The sequence below is a fragment of the Lactiplantibacillus sp. YT640 genome (assembly GCF_049745435.1).
Taxonomy (GTDB): Bacteria; Bacillota; Bacilli; order Lactobacillales; family Lactobacillaceae; genus Lactiplantibacillus; species Lactiplantibacillus plantarum.
Window position 1 is genome coordinate 1 of record NZ_JBMNVY010000030.1, and the last position, 22,229, is coordinate 22,229.

Consider the following 22,229-nt stretch of genomic DNA (forward strand, 5'->3'; position numbering starts at 1 on the left):
TATTTGGTTGGAATTAGCTACTACCATTGTAAGTGATTGCTTTGGGCTTTTTAATTTCTGTTCGGATTAATTATAGAATTTGCCTGGTTCAAAAAAATTGCAGCATTTGACACTAGGTCCTGATTTTACGTTTCATAATGATAAGACGATGTACTTGGAAGAACCAAGCAAAAAGCTACCATACAATGGGACGTGGCAAAGGAACAATAATGATCCAACCTATACGTCGGCGGAACTAATGACTAATTATGATGGCGCAACCATGGCGGGGACCTATAACTGGGTTAAGACAAGTGGAACGGTGCTTGTCAAATACGTAGACGGCGATGGTGTTGAAATTGCGGATGAAGAGACGTCATCCGGGACATCAGGTGATGCTTACCAAACAACGGCCAAAACGATTGATGGTTATACGCTTCATGCAACGCCGACTAATGCAACTGGAACGTATGACGCTTCGACGATTACAGTAACCTATGTGTACGATGGTAACTTATTCTTCAATTCGTCACCAACAATGCTCGATTTTGGCAGTCATACAATATCGGGAACAACTGAAACTTATGCGCCTACTCTGGATAAGACACTTGCGGTTCAGAATAATGGGCAAATAAGTTCAACCTGGAATTTGACTGCAGAACTCGATAGTTCGGGCTTTGTGGGAGCGAACACTGGAAAAATGTTGTTGGCTACGTTATATTACCAGACCGATGATGGAAAAATGACCTTGTCACCTGGGGTAGCCGTACAAGTCTACTCACAGACAACGACTGATCATAAAAGTGTTGATATTTCGGAACATTGGTCCAGCAACTTAGGATTGCTACTAGAAGTCCCAAATGGGGCTGCCATGGCTGACACATACCAAGGCACGATTTCATGGCGTTTGAATAATACCGTGGCCAATAATTAATTAGTGATTCATAGTTAAAAACACAGCTTAGTTTGAAAGGAAGCGTATTGTAATGAAGAAATTCGTTTTGGGATTAATGATTTCTGCAGGACTTTTGGGAGCCACAACGGTTGTGGCTAATGCTGATACGACTGGTTCTTCGACCGGTGATGTAACATTTACTGGGGGAACATTGTCAATGAGTGTTGACGCTACTCATTTAGCTTTCGGTAGCAACACGATTAGCTCCAGTGATGCCACCTTAGCCACTTCATCGACACCAACCGTTACGGTAAGTGACTTACGTGGGACCAGTGCAGGCTGGACCTTAACGGTTGCTCAGGGGCAACAATTCAATACAGCTCTTAATGGGACTGGTTCATCGCTGATTAATGCTGCTTTGACAGTTGCGGGTACTGAGAGTGATTCGGCAGTGACAAATGGCAGTACTACGTTAACGCCGGGGACAACTTCTGCCGCGGGTGCAGCTGGGACCGTCGCTTCTGCTAAGAATGGGACTGGTAACGGGGCATCAACGGTGACATTTAGTGATTCTAAGCTGGCTGTTCCTGGGAAAACGACTAAATTAGCTACGGGGTACACAACCACGTTAACTTGGAATTTAAACGACACACCAGGTAACTAATCCGGGTGAACAATTAGCCGATGTTGGCTACGGCCAATGTCGATACATAATCTGAGAAAAAGGCGGGGTTAAAGTGCAGAAACGATTGCGATTATCTTTGGGAATGTTATTGGCGGTTGTCGCTAGTCTATTAATGATGGGACAAGTAGCCTCTGCTGATCAGGGCGTTGGTTTTGAAATCACGCCAGTCCAGTCTAGCAGTCAGGTCGATAAGCGTCTCTCTTACTTTGATTTGAAGTTAAAACCGCGACAAACACAAACCGTTGCGGTCAAAATTCATAATACGGCTAGTGCGCCCATTACGATCAATATAGGTATCGCTAAGGCCACGACAAATATTAATGGGGTTGTGGAATACAAACATACGAATAATCGCAGTGCGAATTTGCCGTATGATATTAGCAAATTAGTGACAACTGATGAACCACAAGTCAAGCTGGCTAAGGGGCAAGTCAAGACGGTCAAGTTTCAAATTAAGATGCCGGCCCAAAGTTATCAAGGCATTTTAGCAGGTGGGATAACTTTCCTGAAAAAAGGCCACGGCAACTGATACTAAAAAGGCCGTGGCAGTCAATAATCAATACGCTTATACTGAAGCTGTAATTTTGCATGGTAGTAAAGACCTAACGACCAATCAGCTGACGATGAATAAGATTACGGTCAAACAGCTCAATGGGCGCAATGCTATTAATTTTCCGTTAGTCAACCATACGGCGGCTTACTTAAATAAAGTACAAACTAACATCAAGATTTATCATCGGGGTGGCAGTCAAGTTGTCTACCATCAAAAGTTAGCGAACGGCCAGATGGCACCTAATTCAATCTATAAATTGCCATTGCAGACAGGAGAAAAAGCGCTAGCAGCTGGTAAATACACGGCCGTCGTGAAAGTTACTTCCAAAAAGCAACACTGGCAATTTAAGCAGAATTTTGTGATTACAAAGGGCCAAGCGGATACCTTGAATAAGACGGCGGTCTTGAAGCAAGGGCCTAACTGGTGGTTATATATCGGGATTGGCTTATTACTGTTATTATTGATTATCCTGGTAATTTGGTATATTCGGCGCAAGCAGAAGAAAATTAAATCGTTAGAGAAACAGTTAGCAGAGAAAGATAAATAATTCTGATCAAACAAAACAACTTCCAAAAGCTTGTACTGTTTTTAGAAGTTGTTTTATTATGCCCTTAGTAACACATAATAATGATTGATTTCGAGAATTATTACAAACTAGTACCACGCACACAGTTAATTCTTTCTTTCAATAAAGCTGTTTATAAAAAATCAAATGATTGATTTTTTATAAACAGCTTTTTCGTATATGTATGAATTGAGTGTCAGTAACTGTTAATGTTTCATTTATAGTGAGCAAATTCCTAACGAATAATAAATTAGGAGGATTCGTGTCAAATATGTGTAATGGTTGATGCTTTTGTTAGGCTAATAGTAAATGGATGGTGCGGTTATTCGCTATCAGCGCAATGATAAAAATAATATTTACGTCATGAAAAATTAATAAAAGTAGTATACTTATTGTTAATACGAAGTATATCGATAGTTAATATAAAGGTAGTAGTTCGGGATGCTTTTGGAGGGGAATAAAATGCAAAAACGGCGGTTGCAACGAGCCAGACTAACTGAAAAACGGGCTTATAAAATGTATAAAAAGGGAAGACTGTGGTTGGTGGCTGGTCTAAGTACTTTTACCCTGGAAACCGGATTGGTACAACTTCAGGCGATGGCGGATACGACCAGTACGCCTGTGAGTCAGGTGGAAAAAACGACAGATCATGCTAATAGCAGTGCGACGTTGACCACTAAAGTAGCTACCAACACAAATGACACGGCTAATGCGGATACTAAATCGAGCAATAGCAGTAGTGTGCACGCTACAACTAATAATAGTAGTGGTGCGGCTACAGCTAGCGACGATCGAGCAAAAACTTCAGTAGCAGAGCATACACTTAGTTCAGCGACTGATGGGACAAAAACAACCGACTCGTCAACGACTGATTTGACAGATTCGACGACTAGTCATTCAAGTAGTGTGGCCACGGCAAACGTTTCGGCTACGAGTGCGGCTCAAACTGCGCGAACAGTCAACGGTACGACTAATAGTGCCGTGAGCCCTAATAAGGTAACAGCGAGTGCTGCGGCTACTGAAATTGAATCAGATTCTGTTAAAACAAAAGAGATAACTAAGACAACTGGTACAGCTAAGGCGGTCAGTCTTGCAGTCACAGATACAAGTATGTCGCAGATCAAGTTGAGATCGGCGCGGGCGGCCGTTGCCACTGTCGCAACGATCAGTTCAACGACTAAGATGTATGATGGGGTCGCGGGGACACCAGATCGTTACACGGTTACACTAGCTGATGGGATTAAAGCGCCTACGGATTGGGCAGTTACGAAGGATCCTAACGTTTATACGGATATTGACCTAAGTGACTTTGATAAGAATCAATTTGGTCGTGGAATCGGCACGTACCCGATTGCATTTTCGGAGTTTGGATTGTCTAAACTGGCAGAAGCCAATGATAGCTTAGATATTACAGCCGCGAATGTGGTGACGGGGACGTTAACCATTGAGCAAGCTCCGGTCCATAGTGCAGCAATTACCATTGGTTCAACAAGTATTGATTATGGTGATTCTAAGCCTAGTTCATATCAGATAACGGTCACAAACGGTTACTTTGATAAGTACAATGCGCCCAGCACATGGACACTAGTTGACTCAACTAGTAGTGGTGTGATAAAGACGACCTATACGATTGCAAGTGATAGTGGCGACATTGCTGTTCCCACAGCAACTGAAGCTGGAACCTATGTTTTGGCTTTGTCGGCACAAGGTTTGGCTGCATTACAGCAAGCTAATCCTAATTATGAATTTACAGCAGATAGTATTGTTAATGGTCAATTAGTCATTGCTGCTCACGACATTATTACGATGGGGGCAACTACTGTTTTAGTAAATAAAACGACCAGTACTGTTCAGGTTGCTGTCAACAGTCGGGCCGTTAGCGTACCGGGTGACTGGGAAGTTTACTATAACGACAAACTGACTGATTCGATTGTGTATAAAGTACCGGTTTCTTATACAACGTATTCTACGGCCGTTGATACGAGTACTGTCGGTAAATATACAATCACATTAACAGACGCGGCCATGGCAACCTTAGCTCAACTGAATAGTAGCACTGTATTTAATAATACCAATGTCGGTGATGGTGTGGTACTTGTCAAAGAGAGCAATGCGGTCACTATTTCACCCAGTAATTATGGGGCTAAAGCAAGTGTTAATAACAATGTAACAGCAGCGTCAATTCAAAATGCGCGGGATAAAGGAATTAATCTATTGTATGGTCAGGGCCTTTACTTGGTCCTACCACTCCTTAATGTCGCACAATCCGAAATGACAGTGGATAACCTTACAGAATATGTCATTATTCCAGCTGGTTTCAAAGTGGCGACGACCGGTAATGGGGACACTGTTCAGGTTGCAACTGATCCGGTCGGGGCGTTAACGGCTGCCATTGAGACGATGATGACAAAGAATAATGTGACTTATCAGGGATTAGCGGTGACACAGTTAACTGATTATAATGGGCGCCAAACGTTCAAGGTTCACCTCGACCAGACGGCTGCTTACAGTAATGGTCTTTTCGAGACAATGGTGTACACGCTCTTACCGACTATCGCGGTTCAAAGTAGTGGCGTGACTAGTGGCTTAATTGGCAACCAAGTCTCAAGTCCTGATTCAGCGGTTATATATGTTACCGATGATCCTAATGAAAATAATGGTAGTTATTCGTTAAAAGATCAAAACTATCCTAATATTGATAAGGTAGCTAAAGCGCTAGGAGTCGCGGATGCGGTGACTATAAGTAGCAGTTTTACTGATTACTTGTATACCTATACACTGAAGGCAGCTGAAGCCGACGATATATATATGTTGCAAGCCCCAGATGGCAGTTCGTTAGGTATTATCGTAGTATCCGGCAACGTGGGGACGACTTATGTTCCTAGTCGCGAATTGCAAACGATAACTTCTTCAGGTAACGATTATTATTACTTGAATCCGGACTCAATACCGCGTACACGAACTTACGATAGTCCTGATCAAAGGACCTATACGCTCACTTACCAGCGCTACGTCACAACGACGACTGATACTGCGGCCAAGATAACGATTGCACTAGCTTCAAAAGTCTATGATAACAACGTCACGACTGATCCAAGTCGCTATACGGTATACTTGCCGACTGAATATACGGCCCCAAGCGATTGGACTGCTGATAGCGCGGCGACGGCTGTGGATGGGACGACGGCGTACCAAGTCAGTACCGACTACCTTAACACCACTGCAATCGATCAAAACGTGGGCACTTACGCTGTCACGCTGAATAGCGCCGGGATGGCAGCCTTATCCGCTGCTAATCCAGATTTCTTGATTGCAGGCGATGTGAATGTTGGTGGGACTCTGACGATTACTCAACGTCCAGTGACGATTACTTTGCCGGATACGATTCTGTGGGCCAATGGTCAGGAACAAAATATTACGCCGGTCATTACTGGTGTTGTTGCGGTGCAAAGTTTGGATTACACGTTAACGTCAGGGTTAACTGATCCGGACACGACAACCATTACGGCCACGCTGACGAATGCCGCTGCTAATAGTAATTATAAATTGACGAATTCACCTAGTGGTCAGTTGACGGTGGGCGCCGTAACGGTTGTCTATCAGTATGGGTACCGCGACAAAGCGGGGACGCTACACGTGGTAACAACGGCTAATGGAACGGCGACGCACGGGACTGATGTTACCGCTAAGGACTATTTGAGCTACACCACGAGTGATACGACTGCTACGCATGCCAAAACTGGTTATACGTTACAGCCAGAAAGTACTGGCTACCAAGCCGATGGTACTTTAGCGGACATTGGTGGTCAGGTCGTGTACACCTATTTAGCGAACACAGAAAAGATTGCGGTCGTTTACGTCGATCAAGATAAGAACAACGTGATTTTATATCAGGTCCCCCTCAGTGGGAGCTTTGGCACACACACGAATTATACGACGGTGCAGGACATTGCGGCGTATGAAAAATTAGGCTACGTGCTAGCTTCGGATGAGGTCCCAGCGCAGCTTGAGTTTGATCAGGATACTGAACAGACCTACTACGTATACCTGAAACATGGCACCATCACGGCGACGGTTGATCAGCCAGGTAACGTGGCCGTTAGTGATTTGATGAAGACCAGTCAGCGAACGATTCATTACGTTTATGCTGATAACACACCCACGGACTTAGCGGATGTGCTTCAAACGGTCACGTATACGCGCACGGCAACGGTGGATGCGGTGGATAGAACGGTCCTTTCGTACGGTAATTGGACGACCACTGTGAATAGCTATCCGGCCATTGAGTCGCCGACCATTACTGGTTACACGGCGGATCAAACGACTATCGCGGCGGCTGTACCCGCTAGCATGGGCGAGACTACGGAAACAACGGTCCGATACAGCGTTAATTCTGAAACAATCCGGGTTCAATTTGTCGATGGGACTACGGATAACCAGGTCTTAGGTTATATTGATTTGAATGGGAAATACGGTGATGCTGCCGACTATACGGTCACTGCTGACATTGCGAAGTATGCAAAATTAGGCTATGAACCAGTTCGCTCGGATTTGCCTAATCAGCTGATTTATAATCAGAATGCCCAAGTTTATACGGTTATACTAGCGCATCGTCACATGACGGTCAGCGTTGATCATCCGGGCCAACCTGGTCAGGCCATCGATGCTGATTATCCAGCCGGTCCTAAATATCCGGCAGGAACTGGTCGTGATTCGTTGGAACAAACAGTGACTCGGACGATTACGTATCAATATGCGTCAGGTGAATCAGCGGCTGAAACGGTTAACCAGTCGGTCACGTTCAATCGCACGGCAACTTTCGACATGGCAACGGGTAAGCAGCTGACTTACGGTGACTGGACAGTGGCACCTGGTCAGTCAGCACTATTGGCCGCGGTCACGTCACCAACGATTACAGGTTATCAAGCCAGTGTTACAGAAGCCGAAGCAGCGTCGGTCACTAGTCACGATAAGCCGCACTTGATTGCAATCACGTACACGGCCAAATCACAGACCGCAACCGTTGCGTTTGTGGATGTAACGAGTGGTAAAACACTACCTACGACGGTAGTAACTGGTGCTTATGGCACTACGAATGATTATTCACCCGTTTCACAGATTACTGCGTATGAAAAACTGGGCTATCGATTAGTTTCGAATAATGTTCCGACGACTGGCATCATTTTTGATCAAGATGACGTCATTAAGTCATACACGGTCAAGCTAGCGCATCAAATGACGACGGTCACGCCAACTAAGCCTGGTCAACCAGGTCAACCAGTTGATTCCGCTCATCCAGAAGGGCCCAAGTACCCAGCTGGTACTGGGCTTAAAGATTTAACAACTAGTGTTCAGCGAGTCATTACCTATGTTTACAATGATGGTCAAACTGCGGCGCCAACCGTCACGCAAACGGTCAGTTTTGAGCGCAAGGCGACCTTTGACCAAGTGACAAAGGTGGTGACGTATATGGATTGGCGTACACCTGAATCAGCGTTGACGGAGGCATACGCAGTCGTTGAATCGCCAATAATTGCTGGCTACACCCCGAACGCAACCCGTGTGGCTAGTGTAACTGTCAGTGCCAAAGATACTGAGTCGCGACAAACGGTTACTTACCAAGCAAATCTGGAAACGGCGACGGTGACTTATGTCGATGCCACGACGGGCCACCGACTGGGTACAAGCGTGACGTTAACCGGACGATTCGGTACGCAAGCGGATTATCAACCAACGACAATGATTGCGCAGTATACCCAGGCAGGCTATGTCTTGATGGGGAGTGATTATCCGGCAACGGGTGTTACTTTTAATCAGGCGGGCGTCGTTCAGAAGTATACGGTGTACTTGGCTCATAACAAAATCGTGATTACGGCACCAGATCAGCTCACCAAAACGATCACGCAAACGGTTCACTATCAGGATCAGGCTGGGCACACGCTTCAAGCTGATACGATCCGGGCGCTGACGTTCACGCGTTCTGGGATGAAAGATGCGGTGACTGGTGTGGCAACGTATCGTGATTGGGCACCGACCGGGTTGAACTTTACAGCCGTGTCTGTGCCAACGATTGCGAAATACCATGCGTTGACGGCGACCACTCAGGCCGTGGCAATCACGGCTGCTAGTGCTGATGATGTCCAAACGCTAACATATGCGCTGGACGTCCCAACACCGACGAAACCGGTCAAACCGACTAAGCCAGCCAAACCGACTAAGCCGACAACATCGGACGATTTAATCAAGCCAACGACGAAACCAATCACGGCTGCTAAACCAACTCAACTCACTGAGCCAGCAACGGTTGTGAAGGATTTTCAAGCCACAACTGGCAACCAGACGCCAGCTAAATCGACAAGGACGTTGGTATCGAGTCGCATTAAGGCTGTCAAAACAGCTCCGGCATCAGCAATCATCAAGCCGGGAAGTGAAGTAACGGAGCCGGCTCACAAGGCTCAAGCAGATACAACGAGTCGATTGCCACAGACCGGTGAAACGCGGCGGTCTGAAGCAGCTGCTGAAACACTAGGGCTCACACTAGCAACATTATTGCTAGGCTTTGGTGGTTTGAAGCGTAAGCGGCATGAAAAGTAATGAATTTATTTAACTGTGCATAATAAAAAACGCTTAACATCCTAGCATTGGCAAAAAGTCAATGGAAATAGGGTTTGTTAAGTGTTTTTTGTTGTGTTTAGGTATCAATGGATTGATGTTCAAAGTAGTCGATTTTAGTTGCCAATAACTGATCGATTGCTTCCAGATGCCGGATGCGATCCCGAATGACTTGTTGGTACTGCTTGAAAGCGACTACTTTTGCTTGACCATCTAGTGCTAGATGGGCTGGTGTCAATAGACTTAAATCGAGATCTAAGTCCCGAAATATTTTAATGACTTGGAGTGTTTCCAAGTTTTTGTGGGAATATTGACGGTAATTGTATTGGTTTCGCTGAACATCAGGCAGAATGCCAAGGTGCTCGTAATATCGTAACGCATCTTTAGTCATTCCAGTAATCGTGGTGACTTCCTTCGTAGTGAAGTAGTGCTGTTGTTCAGGAATTTTAAACGTTAACACGAGCGTCTCCTTAATATTGAGAACTGAGTCGCCATAAGTCGTTGGCCTTAGAACGAGTGTACTGCTTAGATAACGGAACTTGACGTAGGCGGTCATCGTAGAAGTGTCCACTTGTGTGAGTGAGTTCGGGAGCAGTAGCTAACCATGCACCAATCGGGGAATTTTTACGAGAGAAACTTTCACCCAGTATCCGACCAGCCAAACGACTCACCCAACTACCGCCAGCACCAAAGTTAGAATCTGGGACATAGCCGGGGTGGAAAATGTTGATTGTCACGTTGGTTGCTGTTAAGCGTTCACTGAGAGCTAACGTTAGTAGTACGCGCGCAGCAGTGGCCTGGGCTGTGACGGTCATGGCATTGTACTTGGATGTGGCCGGGGCGTCAAAGTCTGGAAGACTCACTTTAGCATGGTTAATCACGAATGGCAGGGCACCAACCAATAGAATGCGCGCTTGGTCACTGTGCTTTAGCAACGGTAACAAGGCTTGAATGGTCCAAAAATGGGTGAGGTAATTTAAAACTAGGTTCAAATCATAACCATCTGCCGATAAATGTCGCTCAGGTAGCATCACACCAATACTATTGAGTAGAATATCGATGTGATCCGTCATGGCTGCAAGCTGATGAGCAAATTGTTGAACACCAGTTTTGGTACTCAGATCGGCCAAAGCCAATTGGACAGCTTGATTGCCAGTTGCTTGACTAATATCGGCTTGAGCCTGTCGTCCTTTGTCAGCCCGACTGCCAACGATAATCACATGATAGTTTTGGTTGGCAAGGTCAATTGCGGTGTGTTTACCAACGCCAGAAGTCCCACCAATAATAACAGCTAATTTTGATTGCATGTCAGTCACTCCTTCAATTCGATGATTATGCACAAGTATAAACTATGGGGTTGACCCGATAGCAAGCATTAAATTAATTATGACGTGCAGTAGCTATTGGCGATTTAGAACATAATCAGCAGAGTTCTTCTATGCTTTAAACCTATGAATGTGTATTTAACATAAGCATTTCACATATATAGTGAACGCTCGTATACTGAATTTAACTTAATAAGGGAGGGACGCATCATCAAAGCAAAGTATTTAGATCAAGATTATCTGCAAACAATTCAGCCAATTGTCGATGCTAATCAGCGCCGCATTCAAGCGTTGAATGTAACCCGGGAACCAAGTGAAATTCGTGAACGTCTTGCGGAGATAACGGGTCAAACTATCGATATTTCAGTCGAGATTCGCGTGCCACTGTGGACAGACTATGGGCGGAATTTAAAAATCGGCAAACGTGTTTTTATTAATGATAATGTTCAGATCACTGATTTAGGCGGGATTGAATTAGCGGATGACGTGCTGATTGGTCCGGGTGCGATGTTACTATCCGTTAATCACCCGTTAGATCCTGCTAAGCGGCATGCGGTTGAAGTTCAGCCAATTCACATTGAACGAAATGCCTGGATTGGTGCTGGTGCCAAGGTATTAGCTGGCGTCACAGTTGGTGAAAATGCTGTTGTGGGTGCCGGCGCAGTTGTGACAAAATCAGTGCCAGCAAATACGGTGGTGGCCGGCGTCCCTGCTAAAGTGATTAAAACAATTGAGCAAGTAGATTAACGGAGGTTTTATAAAGATGAGTATTAAAGGTAAAGTGGTTGTTATTACGGGTGCGTCCAGCGGTATTGGTGCCGCCACGGCCAAGTTGTTAGCGGCTAAAGGCGCTAAAGTTGTATTGGGGGCGCGTCGAGAAGAGCGGTTACAGGCCTTGAGTCAAGCGATTGGTGACAACGCGGTCTATCAAGTAACTGATGTAACAGATCGGCAACAAGTTCGCGCTTTGATTGACTTGGCCGTTTCCAAGTTTGGGCGTGTCGATGTGCTATATAATAATGCCGGTACGATGCCCCAGGGTAATCTGAGTGACCGTGAATACGATAAGTGGCAGATGATGTTGAACGTGAATATTATGGGGGTTTTGAATGGAATTGGTGAAGTATTGCCAATCATGCAAAAGCAACATGATGGTTTGATTATCGCAACGGATTCAGTTGCCGGACACGTTGTTTATCCCGCATCAGCGGTGTATAACGGGACTAAGTATGCGGTCCGGGCCATTATGGAAGGCTTGCGACAGGAAGAAAAGGAACACGGAATTCGTTCAACCATCGTGTCGCCAGGTGCAGTTCGGACGGAGTTGGTCAATACAATCGGCAATACGCAAATTCAGGCCGGTATCAGTGAGCTGATGAATGCGGACGATCGTCAAGGATTGGCTTTAAATCCGGAAGATATTGCTAACGCGGTATTATTTGCGATCGATCAGCCTAAACACGTCGCCATTAGTGAAGTGTTAGTACGGCCAGCACAACAGGAAGTTTAATCATTAAATCAAGTGATTTAAATAGTCGCGGCTTATCTGTAAGATAGGTCGCGACTATTTTGATAGGTGCTACTGATTAGATAAGTCTACATGTGGAGTGGATAATAACGTTAAATACAACGACATTTTTAGACAAGTGTCGCTATCGTGAATAGTATGGATACTTTGTTGCTGTCTTTGCGCTGTGATCATCGTTAAGATAGAAGGCAACGAAAGCCTCGAATTAGGTGTGTCACAAGTATTGAATATTGAGGATTAATTAAAATAGTGTAGATGAGCGGAGATGGTTATTGATGAAAGTGTTTATAACAGGTGGTACGGGATTTGTAGGTAGTGCGGTTGTACAAGAATTAGTCGCTAATGGTTTTGAGACGAGCGCTCAAAAACTCATTAGTTGGGGAGCTCAGCCTGTACGCGGAAGTTTGACTAGTTTGTCAACGTTGGCGACGGCTGCTGCTCAGGCAGATGCCATTATTCATTTGGGCTTTAACAATGATTTTCGGCATTTTTTTCAGGCTGGTGCAATGGATCGGCGTGCCATTGAAACTATGGGGCGTGCCATTAGTGGGACTAATAAGCCGTTGGTCGTTACGTATGGGACGACGGGTATTAGAAAGCATGTCGAGACGGAGCATGAAGTCGCGGATACTGGGCTACTCAAATGGCTCACACCGAGAAAATCTGAGATCGTCGCACGTCAGTTAATGGCTCAAAACATCAATGCGTTTGTCGTACGCTTATCACCGGCTGTTCATGGTGCGGGTGATAAGGGCTTTACTAGAACAGTGATTGAGCGTGCTAAAAAAAGCCACCGTGCTGAGTACTTTGGCTTAGGAACACATGCTTGGAGTGCTGTTCATCGGTTAGATGCGGCGCACTTGTTTTATTTAGTCACGATGTATGGCCTTGAGCATCCAACAACTAACGAGCGTGTTTTCAACGCAGTTGCCGAGGAATCGATCACAACCGCGGCCATTGCGCGTACGATTAGTCGTAAGTTAAATGTTCCATTAAAGGCTAAGTATAATCCACTGAGTTTTGGCGACACAGCGATGCTTTACCTAATCAATTGTCCGACCTCCAGTCAGCTTACACAACAAATATTAGGTTGGGTTCCAGTACAACCAGATTTATTAACTGATATTAGTAGTTCACGGTATTAAGTGGGTTACTAAAAATATTGTCCAAGGTAGCCGTATCCGTGAATATATTATAAGGCGCATTGCCCACGGTTATCCATAAGGTGAGTCCCTTGATACGGCCAACAGCTAGAAACCGGACTAGTCGTTGATCATCGTCAACAGTATCTTTACACAGATGGATTAGATAATTCAGGAATGCATCGCGAAAGGCGTCATCGTTAAATTGATGACGCAATGTTTCTTGAAAACGCGCATTGCCGAATGAGTTGAGCGTTTCAAAAGGATGTGTGAAGATCTGGTCAATAGTTAGCTTCGATTGCTGCCGCTTTTGTTCAAATAGGGCTTCCAATAAATCGTACTGATCTTGAAAGTGCTTGTAAAAAGTTGACCGATGGACTAACGCTGCATCCGAAATATCTTGAACGGTGATTTTTCGAAAGGGCTTGTCACTCAGCAGGTTTTCATATGCCAGTAGAATCGTGGCCTGCATCCGTTGATTTCTTTGATTAGCCATTACGAATACCTCCTCGAAATTTAATAGAATACGATTAGTATAACCTGTCCGGTGTGCCGATACAAAGATGTGGTGTAAGCATTTGAAATTCAGAGCGCTTATAAGCATGTGCCCTGCGGCGGTATAGTCAAGGGACTAGAATTGGTAAGCCAACCAAATATTTTAATGATTAATCGTAAAAAAACGAGTGCAATAGTTGGTATGTTCATGCATACGACACGATTGCACTCGTTTTAAGGTTTATTTATCTCCGCACTAACAGGTAAATAAAATATGGCGCTCCAATCAATGCGACGAGCACGCCGGCTGGCAGTTCAGTGGTCGTGGTGATTAGTTTTCCTAAGGTATCGGCAGCTAGTAATAACGTACTCCCTAACAGACCAGCTAACGGCAGCTGATAGCGTTGTCGGGACCCCACGATTCGTCGTGCCAGGTTGGGGGTAATCAGGCCAATGAAACTGATACCGCCACTAATGGCGACACTAACGCCGGCTAACATGGCGGCCATGCTAATCAATCCCAATTGTTGGTGTTTCAAGTTGATTCCCAATGTTTGGGCAGTGGTCGTACCGAGTGTAAAGGCGTCGAGAACGGGTAATTGAATGAATAGAATACCACTACCGACTGCGAGCCATGGAAGCGCCCAGCCGATATAAGACCAATCAGTGCCCCACAAACTACCGGCCAACCAATTCATGACAAATTGATAGTTATCAGGTGATAATTTTAATGTCATCAACACCATTAAGGCTGAAAAACAGCCGGACAAGGCGACGCCGACCAGTAACAGGCGCTTAGACGAGATCCCTCGTTGACGCTGATTCGCTAATAAAAAAATCAGGGCCGTACTTAACCACGCCCCAGCTAACGCAACGATAGGTAAACTCAGCGTTAACGAAGCGTTGGTGCCTGCACCAATAATGAGTAACATAACGGCTAGTCCAGCGCCGTTATTAATTCCGAGTAGACTAGGGTCGGCCATTGGATTGTTGGTGACCGTTTGTAAGACGTTACCGGATAATGCCAGGGCCCAGCCAACCATGATAGCGAGCACGATCCGTGGTAAGCGAAAGTTGACTAAGACTAGCATGTCGGTCGCATTACCGCGACCAGTTAAAATTCCCAGCAGAGCGGGCCAGCTGATGGTCATTGTACCCGTACTAAGGTTGAGAATCGCTAGTCCGAGCATGCTAGCAGTTAAGAGCAGTGACCAAATAATTAAGCGACGATTAGGGCTCATGCTTTCATCGGCTCCTTTCGTGCAAGGTAGATGAAGCACGGTACCCCGATTAAGGAGATAATGATGCCAAAGGGCGTTTCATGTGGCGGATTAACTAGCCGTGCAATCAAATCCGCACCGACCGTCAGTGTTGCACCAAGGATCAACGTTAATGGCATGCTATTGCGGTAATTAGCGCCCACTAACCAACGCGCCATGTGGGGAATCATCAGGCCAACAAAAGTAATCGTGCCAACTAATGCCACTGAGATCCCGGATAAAATGACGGCACAGATGAGAGCTAGGCCTCGCAGTAATGGGAGACTTTTCCCTAAACTCTGTGCATTGTCGTCAGTAAGATAGGCTAAGTTTAGTTGCGGTGCGAGTAGTAGGGTCAGTAGCAATCCCAAGACTAATCCTGGACCGAGAAACTTTAATTGTGTCCAGCTGACGGCACCCAGGCCACCGAAATACCAGAACGCGAGGTCCTGTTTGAGCTGCAACACAAGGGCCAGCCCTTCGCTCAGAGCTGTTAATAGGCTACTGATTGCAATCCCAGCGAGTACCAGAATCGTGGGATCGAGTTGAACATGGCGGGCGGTGCTGATACTGAAAATCAGTCCGGCACTGGCTGCCGCACCAATAATGGCCCAACCAGTCGTTTGTAAAGTTGATAACTTTGGAAAAAAGGCTAAACACAGCGTTAGCATTAAGCCCGCTCCCGCGTTAATCCCCAGTAAGCCTGAATCCGCTAACGGGTTACGCGTCACTGCTTGCATTAGGGCGCCGCTACCAGCAAGAGCTGCCCCAATCAACGCCGCTCCAAGGACGCGGGGCACACGAATGTGCCGGATAATTTGTTGATCAAGATTGCCAGTGTGTGTGGTCGTCAGGGCGTGCCAGACGGTGGCCGTACGCATCTGGTCAGCGCCAAATCGCAAACTGAGCCCCATGACGAGAATGAGTACGCCGGTACTAAGTGCCAGCCACCCCCAATATCTGGACGTTGACTTCATGCGGGGGCCACTTCCTGACAGCCGTTATAGGTCAAAATCAGTGGGGTACCGTGGTAGTCAACGAGGGTGGCATCAATATTGAAAATTGTTTTTAAATTAGCGGCCGTCATGACGGTGGACACGGGACCGTGGGCCAAAACGTGACCGTCCTTGAGCGCGATTAATTGGTCAGAGATGCGAGCCGCGTGGTTCAAGTCGTGTAATGCCATAATGATAGTTCGGTGGGCCTGTTCGTTGAGCTTTTTGACGAGTTGCATCACTTCTAATTGGTGAGTCAAATCTAAGTAGGTGGTGGGTTCATCCAGAATAATCGTGTCAGTATCTTGAGCAACGGCCATGGCGATCCATGCCCGTTGACGTTGTCCGCCAGAAAGGGTGCTTAGGGGCCGTTGGCGTAAATCTTGGAGGCTGGCCTGAGTGAGCGCCCATTCGATTTTTTGATGGTCAGTTGTGGTGAGCCCACTTAACGGCCGCCGATAAGGTAAGCGGCCAAAACTCACCAGTTCTTCTACGGTGAGATCGTTAGCCGTTTGGTTCGTCTTTGGTAAGACTGCAATCTTTTTCGCAAAAGTTTTGCTTTTGATTTGTTGAATGTTTTGATGATCCAGTAGAATAACGCCGGTTGTTGGTGGCAATAGGTGGGCGATGGCACGAATGAGGGTCGATTTACCGCTACCATTCGGGCCAATCAGCGTAGTGATCTGACCATGCGGAATCGTAATTGATAGCTGATCGACGATAACCTTGTCGCCATAGCCAATACTAATATTTTGGGCTTCAATGGTATTCACAAATAGGATTCCTTTCTTAAAGTTAAGCGTTCAAGGAGGTTCGCTTAATAAGTTAACTAATTTTGTTTAGTTGTGCACAATCTTATTTTGCTAGCTTGTTTGTTGGGAAATGCGATTAAAACAACTGCTAACTAATAATTAGTGTTCAATTGATAGTCTTATCTTAAATGTTTTTATTGACAATTGATAGTGTTTTCACTAATAATTTTGGTAGCGCTTGAAAGGTGGAGACAGTTGTGACAAAACGGTGGCAAATTGTAAAATTGGGATTAGTATTGGGGTTAACGGGAAGCCTACTATTAGGTGCGTGCGGTGCGAAGCAGCCGACAAGCACGACAGTTACACGAACCGATTATTTGAAGCATAAGGTCAAGGTGCCGAAGCATCCGAAACGGGTTGTGGCGAGTTATTTGGAAGATGATTTAGTGGCTTTAGGCATTAAACCGGTCGTGCAGTGGTCGGTCAAAAATGGTAGTGGTACGCAGGCTTATTTGAAAAAGCAGTTGAAAGGGGTGCCGCTAATTGACTATTCGTTACCATATGAAGCGGTGACCAAGGCCAAACCGGACTTGATTCTGATGGGGACGAGTAGTGCGGTCGCCAATGGCAAGTATGCGCAATATAATAAAATCGCCCCGACCTACGTGGTCAAAAATGGGACTACGGTAACGTGGCGCCAAACTTTCCTTGATGTGGCTAAGGTGGTTAATCGCCAGGCTAAGGCCAAAAAAGTCCTTGCTAAGTATGACGAGCAGGTCCAAACGACGCGACAAGCGTTGAAAAAGTCTGGTCAGCATAAAGTGGCGGTGTTGTGGGTCACCAATAATACCGCCTACATGGTCAATGACAATTCAGCCAGTGGGGCCTTACTGTATCAAGATTTACAATTGGGTGAACCAAGTTTAGTTAAACAAGTGTCTAAGTCGGCCACGGCGGATTGGTCGGCGGTCTCGTTAGAAAAGCTAGCTAAGTTAGATGCGGATGATATTTTCTTAGTGAATAGTCAAAAGAGTGCGTCGCTATTTAAGGACCCGCTGTGGAAAAATATCAAGGCCGTGAAAAACAACCATCTGTACCAGTATGGTGACAGTAGCAGTTGGCAGTATTCGGGACCAATTGCTTATTCACAAATGATTGATATGGTGAAGACGGACTTGTTGAAATAATAGTTAGTCAATCATTATAACGAAAAATAATAGGATTGAGATAAAAATTTAAAACGCGTAAATTACTCACAGTAAAATAAGTAATTTACGCGTTTTATTGTCTATAGACAGCGGTAATCATCAGCCCAACGCGTGTTGATAGGCGGGGACTAATAAATCATCGACAAGTAGATGAAGGGTGGCATCAGTAATCGGTTCATTAGCAAAAGCACGGTAGCGAAGCCAGTCGAATGGCATCAGTTGTAAGTCGCACGATAAAGTTCCCGTACGCAGTTCCCCACGTTGCTGTGCACGCTGACACACGCGTTCAATCGCATGGGCATCAATCTTTTTCACAGCATTGAGCAAGTCCTTAACTTCTGGATTTGCTTGTTGATCTAGGTGGTGAAACCAAGTGATAACCAAAGCTTGATTGAATGTATTAATACTGACAGTGAAGCGCTTGAGTACTTGGAATAAATCTTCAGAAAGTGTCTGACCGGTCAAGTTCACTTCGTCTAGTTGACCATGGTTTTCCGTAATGATTTGGTCCTGGATAGCCGCAATTGCAAGCTCTAGTGGTGAACGCCAGCGTCGGTAAATGACAGGCTTACTGGTGCCGGCCTGTTCCGCGACGTTAGCGAACGTCAATTGTTCAAGACCATCTTGATTTAAGATGTCACGGGCGGCTTGATAGATGGCGTTTTCGAGTTCAGCGCCACGACGACGTGTTTTAGTCATGTAATCCCTCTTTTTAAATAAGATACTTTAAGTTTCTTATTGACTTTTTCTTTATATAGCGTATTATACCAGTTATGCAAATAAGACACTTTTAGTTTCTTAATTAGGAGGATAATATGCAAGCAAAAGCAAAAATTTCAAAAGCAACTATGACGATTGCCTGGGTCGTAGTGTTTGGTGCGATGGCACCATTATTAGATTCAACCATGATAAACATTGCCATTAACAACTTAGTGACTAGTTTTCATAGTAGCGTGACGACGGTCCAGTGGGCAGTTACAGGTTATTTACTGGCAACGGGGGTCGCGGTGCCATTTTCCAGTTGGTTACTCAATCGATTTGATGGTAAAGCAGTCTTTGTGGCTGGTGAGATTTTGTTTGGTCTTGGCTCGATATTTGCAGCCGTAGCACCGAATATTCAACTATTGATTATCGCTCGGTTAGTTCAAGGTTTTGCGGGTGGCTTGATTATGCCACTCTTGACGACCTTGCTTGTGCAAACTGCGGGTGCAGCAGTGATGGGCCAGATGATGGCAACAGTTGGGCTACCCATGATTTTAGGACCATTAATCGGACCGGTCATTGGCGGAATCATTATCAAATTTGCATCGTGGCATTGGATTTTTTGGATCAATGTCCCAGTAGTCTTGATTTCAATCGCTTTGATTTTGTGGAAGATGCCGAATTATCCGGCACAAAATCGAACAGCGAAAATGGACTTTATTGGTATCTTGCTACTAATTGTGTCCTCAAGTGCTATCATTTATAGTTTGGTTAATGCCGCGCATACTGACCGTTTTAATAACGCGACAAGTATTGAGATGTTAATTCTAGGGGCGATAGCGTTGATTAGTTATGTCGTATGGGCCGCTTGGCAAAAAGAACGGGCGGTAGTGCCACTGCACTTATTTAAGTTTGCATCATTTGATGGTGCTGGCTTAGGATTGTTTATCGCTGGGACGGTATTGAACGGCGCAATGTTGTTACTACCACTCTATTTTCAAAACGTTCGGGGAATGAGCGTGATTAACGCCGCTCTAGCGCTATTACCTCAGGGAGCGGGAATGCTAGTTTCGCGGACGTTAACGGGAAGGCTAACAGATCAAATAGGCGCTAAGTACGTGGTTCTGGGAAGTGTCGTCATCACGTTTGTCGGTACCTTACCGTTTTATTGGTTTGGTCAACAGACGTCTTACTGGATTTTGGCACTTATTTTATTTGTGCGGGGAATTGGTGCTGGTGGTATTTTAATGCCGTTAATGGCCGATGCTTATACAGGAATGCAACCTGGACAAGTGCCAGCTGCAACAATTGGGACCAGAATTATCCAAAATATTGGAAGTGCGTTTGGATCCGCTTTGATTACGACGATTGTAACGGCGTATTCCACACACCAAGTGAATGTGTTTGAACGACACCTAAAAGCAGGAACGTATCACGTCGACGCAGCTCACTTACAAGTCTTTACAACAAGCCATTTGCAAGCAATTCGCTTAGCAGCGTTTCAACAAGGCTTTCTAGTGATTGCAATTGCCGCAATAGTTATTATTTTGCCAACCTTATTGCTGACTAACAAATTGAAGGCGGCGAAGTAACAAGCTAGGAGAAAAAATAATTAAATCTGCTTGACTTATAGTCGGCTCTAACAACTATTATTAGTCTCGTTGACAGATGTTTTTAACTTTAATTCATCGAAAAGGGGATAACAATTATGAAGACAATTCAAATTGGCGCTAGTCAGCTCAAAGCGTCTGCGGTTGCGCTGGGTATTATGCGGATGGTTCGTTTAGATACCGATGCGGCAGCGAACGTCTTAGAGATCGTTCATGACCGGGGCGTTAACTTTATTGATTCAGCGGATATTTATGGTAACGGTGATTCGGAACGGATTTTCGGGCAGGCATTAAAACAATCGAGTTTAAAGCGGGAAGACTTTTTTATTCAATCCAAAGGTGGCATTGTGCTTGATCCTGAGAAGAGTTCTGGTGAACTAGTCTTCGGGCAACGCTATGACTTTTCTAAGCAGCATTTGATTGCAACGGTCGATAAGATCTTGCAACGGATGCAGCTGGACTACCTAGATTCGTTTCTATTACACCGGCCCGATCCGCTGATGGATCCCGCCGAAGTCGCTGCGGCGTTTGATGAATTGCAAGCTGCTGGTAAGGTGCGCCACTTCGGTGTTTCCAACTTTAACCCGATGCAAGTCGAGATGCTACAAGCGGCAATCAGTCAGAAATTGATGATCAACCAATTGCAATTTGGTGTCATGCACACCGGCCCAATTCAGTTTGGGTTGCACACGAATATGCAGGATACGGCCAGCCTCAATCATGATGGCGAAATTATCGAATATTCACGGCTACACCACATGACGATCCAAGCTTGGTCACCCTATCAATACGGCATGTTTGCTGGGACCTTTATTGATAATCCGAAGTTTCCAGAATTGAATACGAAATTACAGGAATTAGCTGATCAATATCATGTGACTAAAAATGCGATTGCGACGGCTTGGATTTTACGTCACCCGGCCAATATGCAGGTCATTTTAGGTTCAATGAATCCGCAACACCTTGATGAGAGCATTGCGGGGACCGATGTGACGTTGACACGCCAGGAATGGTATGACGTTTACTTTGCAGCGGGCAATGATTTACCTTAATTTGAATAGTCCTTGTGATGATTAATTAATCATAATAGGTTTAGGTTCTTTCGAAACGGTTACTAGTCTCGAAAGAACTTTTTTGTGTGATGCAATTGTGGTTGTTATAACTTGGTGTATTGATCAATTGCTGAATAAAGTCAGAATTGACTTTATTGGTAGTTAAGCGGTATTAATCATAAAATTGAGTAATGATAGATTATAAGGAGGAACGATTATTTGAACAAGGCAAGATTAGAGGCGTTTACAGATGCGATTATCGCGATTGTTTTAACGTTATTAGTATTAGACTTACCGCGGCCTCAAACTCCTTCAGTGCGGGCACTCTTTGCGGAATGGCAAAGTATTTATGTTTATATCATTACATTTACACTATTGATTTCAATTTGGCTTAATCATCACGATTTATTCGTGCAGGTCAAAAAAATCGATCGGGTTGTTTTTTGGGCGAATAGTTTCTGGTTGCTATGTCAGTCTTTTATTCCATTCATGGCCTCATGGATTACTAAATTTCCGCATTCAAAATGGCCCGCAGTATTTTATATTCTTACGGGTTTTGTTTGGATGTTGGCTTATCAGTTACTAGTAGCCGCCGTTAGAAGATTAAATCCACACATTCATCGTATGAGTAGTCCGGCATTAAGTGTTGTTTTTGGTGGCTTTTTAGTGGTTCTAACAGTCGCGTTAATTAATCCCGATGTGGGCTTGTTCCTAATCCCCGTTCACGCATTTGCTAGTGTTATTTTGGCGACTAAACGTAAGTGGCATTTACGCAAGTATTTTTAATATGGCAAATTACAAGTTTAATCCGAACAAGCCCGGAATCTTTCAATGGCAGTCTGTTGATGATGTATTTTTAATGGTCGTTGATT

The 22,229-nt window shown here is 45.1% G+C and carries 17 protein-coding genes and 1 pseudogene; 11 read left to right on the forward strand and 7 right to left on the reverse strand.

The window, feature by feature from the left end; translation table 11 throughout:
• The first annotated feature begins 79 nt into the window (after nucleotides 1–79).
• The 4 genes and pseudogenes from ACOV1R_RS13260 to ACOV1R_RS13275 all read left to right on the forward strand — a co-directional run bounded on the left by ACOV1R_RS13260 (nucleotide 80) and on the right by ACOV1R_RS13275 (nucleotide 9,271).
• Nucleotides 80–913 (forward strand): MucBP domain-containing protein, encoded by an 834-nt coding sequence (locus tag ACOV1R_RS13260; protein ID WP_236039364.1) that lies wholly within the window; start codon nucleotides 80–82, stop codon nucleotides 911–913.
• 52 nt (nucleotides 914–965) lie between these two features.
• On the forward strand, nucleotides 966–1,538 hold the full coding sequence (locus ACOV1R_RS13265; RefSeq protein WP_003642361.1) for a WxL domain-containing protein: 573 nt from the start codon (nucleotides 966–968) through the stop codon (nucleotides 1,536–1,538).
• Nucleotides 1,539–1,611: 73 nt separating this feature from the next.
• Nucleotides 1,612–2,659 (forward strand): annotated as a pseudogene (locus ACOV1R_RS13270) (DUF916 and DUF3324 domain-containing protein).
• Nucleotides 2,660–3,139: 480 nt separating this feature from the next.
• A complete protein-coding gene (locus ACOV1R_RS13275) occupies nucleotides 3,140–9,271 on the forward strand; it encodes a mucin-binding protein (protein ID WP_128484956.1) in 6,132 nt (2,043 codons plus the stop codon).
• A 97-nt stretch (nucleotides 9,272–9,368) separates the two neighbouring features.
• Here ACOV1R_RS13275 and ACOV1R_RS13280 read toward each other — a convergent pair whose 3' ends face one another.
• Both ACOV1R_RS13280 and ACOV1R_RS13285 read right to left on the reverse strand, forming a co-directional pair.
• Entirely contained in the window at nucleotides 9,369–9,749 is a 381-nt protein-coding gene (locus ACOV1R_RS13280) for a MerR family transcriptional regulator (protein ID WP_015380945.1), read from the reverse strand.
• Between the two features lie 10 nt (nucleotides 9,750–9,759).
• Nucleotides 9,760–10,596, reverse strand: a complete 837-nt coding sequence (locus ACOV1R_RS13285; protein WP_027822629.1) for an SDR family NAD(P)-dependent oxidoreductase — start codon at nucleotides 10,594–10,596, stop codon at nucleotides 9,760–9,762.
• Between the two features lie 309 nt (nucleotides 10,597–10,905).
• On the opposite strand from ACOV1R_RS13285, the gene ACOV1R_RS13290 reads away from it, so the two are divergent.
• From ACOV1R_RS13290 to ACOV1R_RS13300, 3 genes are all read left to right on the forward strand, one after another.
• Nucleotides 10,906–11,361, forward strand: coding sequence for a DapH/DapD/GlmU-related protein (locus ACOV1R_RS13290; RefSeq protein ID WP_003642356.1), 456 nt, complete (start codon nucleotides 10,906–10,908; stop codon nucleotides 11,359–11,361).
• Between the two features lie 16 nt (nucleotides 11,362–11,377).
• Nucleotides 11,378–12,124 (forward strand): SDR family oxidoreductase, encoded by a 747-nt coding sequence (locus ACOV1R_RS13295; protein WP_003642355.1) that lies wholly within the window; start codon nucleotides 11,378–11,380, stop codon nucleotides 12,122–12,124.
• 293 nt (nucleotides 12,125–12,417) lie between these two features.
• Nucleotides 12,418–13,287 carry an SDR family oxidoreductase gene (locus ACOV1R_RS13300; RefSeq protein WP_027822632.1) on the forward strand — a complete coding sequence of 290 codons (870 nt, stop codon included), beginning with the start codon at nucleotides 12,418–12,420 and terminating at the stop codon, nucleotides 13,285–13,287.
• On the opposite strand, the gene ACOV1R_RS13305 is transcribed toward ACOV1R_RS13300, so the two are convergent.
• From ACOV1R_RS13305 to ACOV1R_RS13320, 4 genes are all read right to left on the reverse strand, one after another.
• Nucleotides 13,268–13,780, reverse strand: coding sequence for a TetR/AcrR family transcriptional regulator (locus ACOV1R_RS13305; RefSeq protein ID WP_003643401.1), 513 nt, complete (start codon nucleotides 13,778–13,780; stop codon nucleotides 13,268–13,270). The two genes, ACOV1R_RS13300 and ACOV1R_RS13305, sit on opposite strands and share 20 nt — an antisense overlap.
• Nucleotides 13,781–14,024: 244 nt before the next feature.
• Nucleotides 14,025–15,020 carry a FecCD family ABC transporter permease gene (locus ACOV1R_RS13310; RefSeq protein WP_128484957.1) on the reverse strand — a complete coding sequence of 332 codons (996 nt, stop codon included), beginning with the start codon at nucleotides 15,018–15,020 and terminating at the stop codon, nucleotides 14,025–14,027.
• Nucleotides 15,017–16,015: a FecCD family ABC transporter permease gene (locus tag ACOV1R_RS13315; RefSeq protein ID WP_003643400.1), complete on the reverse strand. Its 999-nt coding sequence runs from the start codon at nucleotides 16,013–16,015 to the stop codon at nucleotides 15,017–15,019. Before ACOV1R_RS13315 ends, ACOV1R_RS13310 begins: the two co-directional genes overlap by 4 nt.
• On the reverse strand, nucleotides 16,012–16,806 hold the full coding sequence (locus ACOV1R_RS13320) for an ABC transporter ATP-binding protein (RefSeq protein WP_128484958.1): 795 nt from the start codon (nucleotides 16,804–16,806) through the stop codon (nucleotides 16,012–16,014). The genes ACOV1R_RS13315 and ACOV1R_RS13320 overlap by 4 nt, the downstream gene beginning before the upstream one ends.
• A 236-nt stretch (nucleotides 16,807–17,042) precedes the next feature.
• On the opposite strand from ACOV1R_RS13320, the gene ACOV1R_RS13325 reads away from it, so the two are divergent.
• Nucleotides 17,043–17,972 carry an ABC transporter substrate-binding protein gene (locus tag ACOV1R_RS13325; protein WP_027822635.1) on the forward strand — a complete coding sequence of 310 codons (930 nt, stop codon included), beginning with the start codon at nucleotides 17,043–17,045 and terminating at the stop codon, nucleotides 17,970–17,972.
• A gap of 120 nt (nucleotides 17,973–18,092) precedes the next feature.
• On the opposite strand, the gene ACOV1R_RS13330 is transcribed toward ACOV1R_RS13325, so the two are convergent.
• Complete coding sequence (locus ACOV1R_RS13330; RefSeq protein WP_003642348.1) at nucleotides 18,093–18,692, reverse strand: TetR/AcrR family transcriptional regulator; 600 nt, start codon at nucleotides 18,690–18,692, stop codon at nucleotides 18,093–18,095.
• A 116-nt stretch (nucleotides 18,693–18,808) separates the two neighbouring features.
• On the opposite strand from ACOV1R_RS13330, the gene ACOV1R_RS13335 reads away from it, so the two are divergent.
• The 3 genes from ACOV1R_RS13335 (at nucleotide 18,809) to ACOV1R_RS13345 (ending at nucleotide 22,143) form a co-directional block, all read left to right on the forward strand.
• Nucleotides 18,809–20,287 (forward strand): DHA2 family efflux MFS transporter permease subunit, encoded by a 1,479-nt coding sequence (locus tag ACOV1R_RS13335; RefSeq protein WP_003642347.1) that lies wholly within the window; start codon nucleotides 18,809–18,811, stop codon nucleotides 20,285–20,287.
• Between the two features lie 116 nt (nucleotides 20,288–20,403).
• A complete protein-coding gene (locus ACOV1R_RS13340) occupies nucleotides 20,404–21,357 on the forward strand; it encodes an aldo/keto reductase (RefSeq protein WP_217203326.1) in 954 nt (317 codons plus the stop codon).
• 219 nt (nucleotides 21,358–21,576) lie between these two features.
• Complete coding sequence (locus ACOV1R_RS13345) at nucleotides 21,577–22,143, forward strand: TMEM175 family protein (protein WP_003642345.1); 567 nt, start codon at nucleotides 21,577–21,579, stop codon at nucleotides 22,141–22,143.
• The last annotated feature ends 86 nt before the right edge of the window (nucleotides 22,144–22,229 follow it).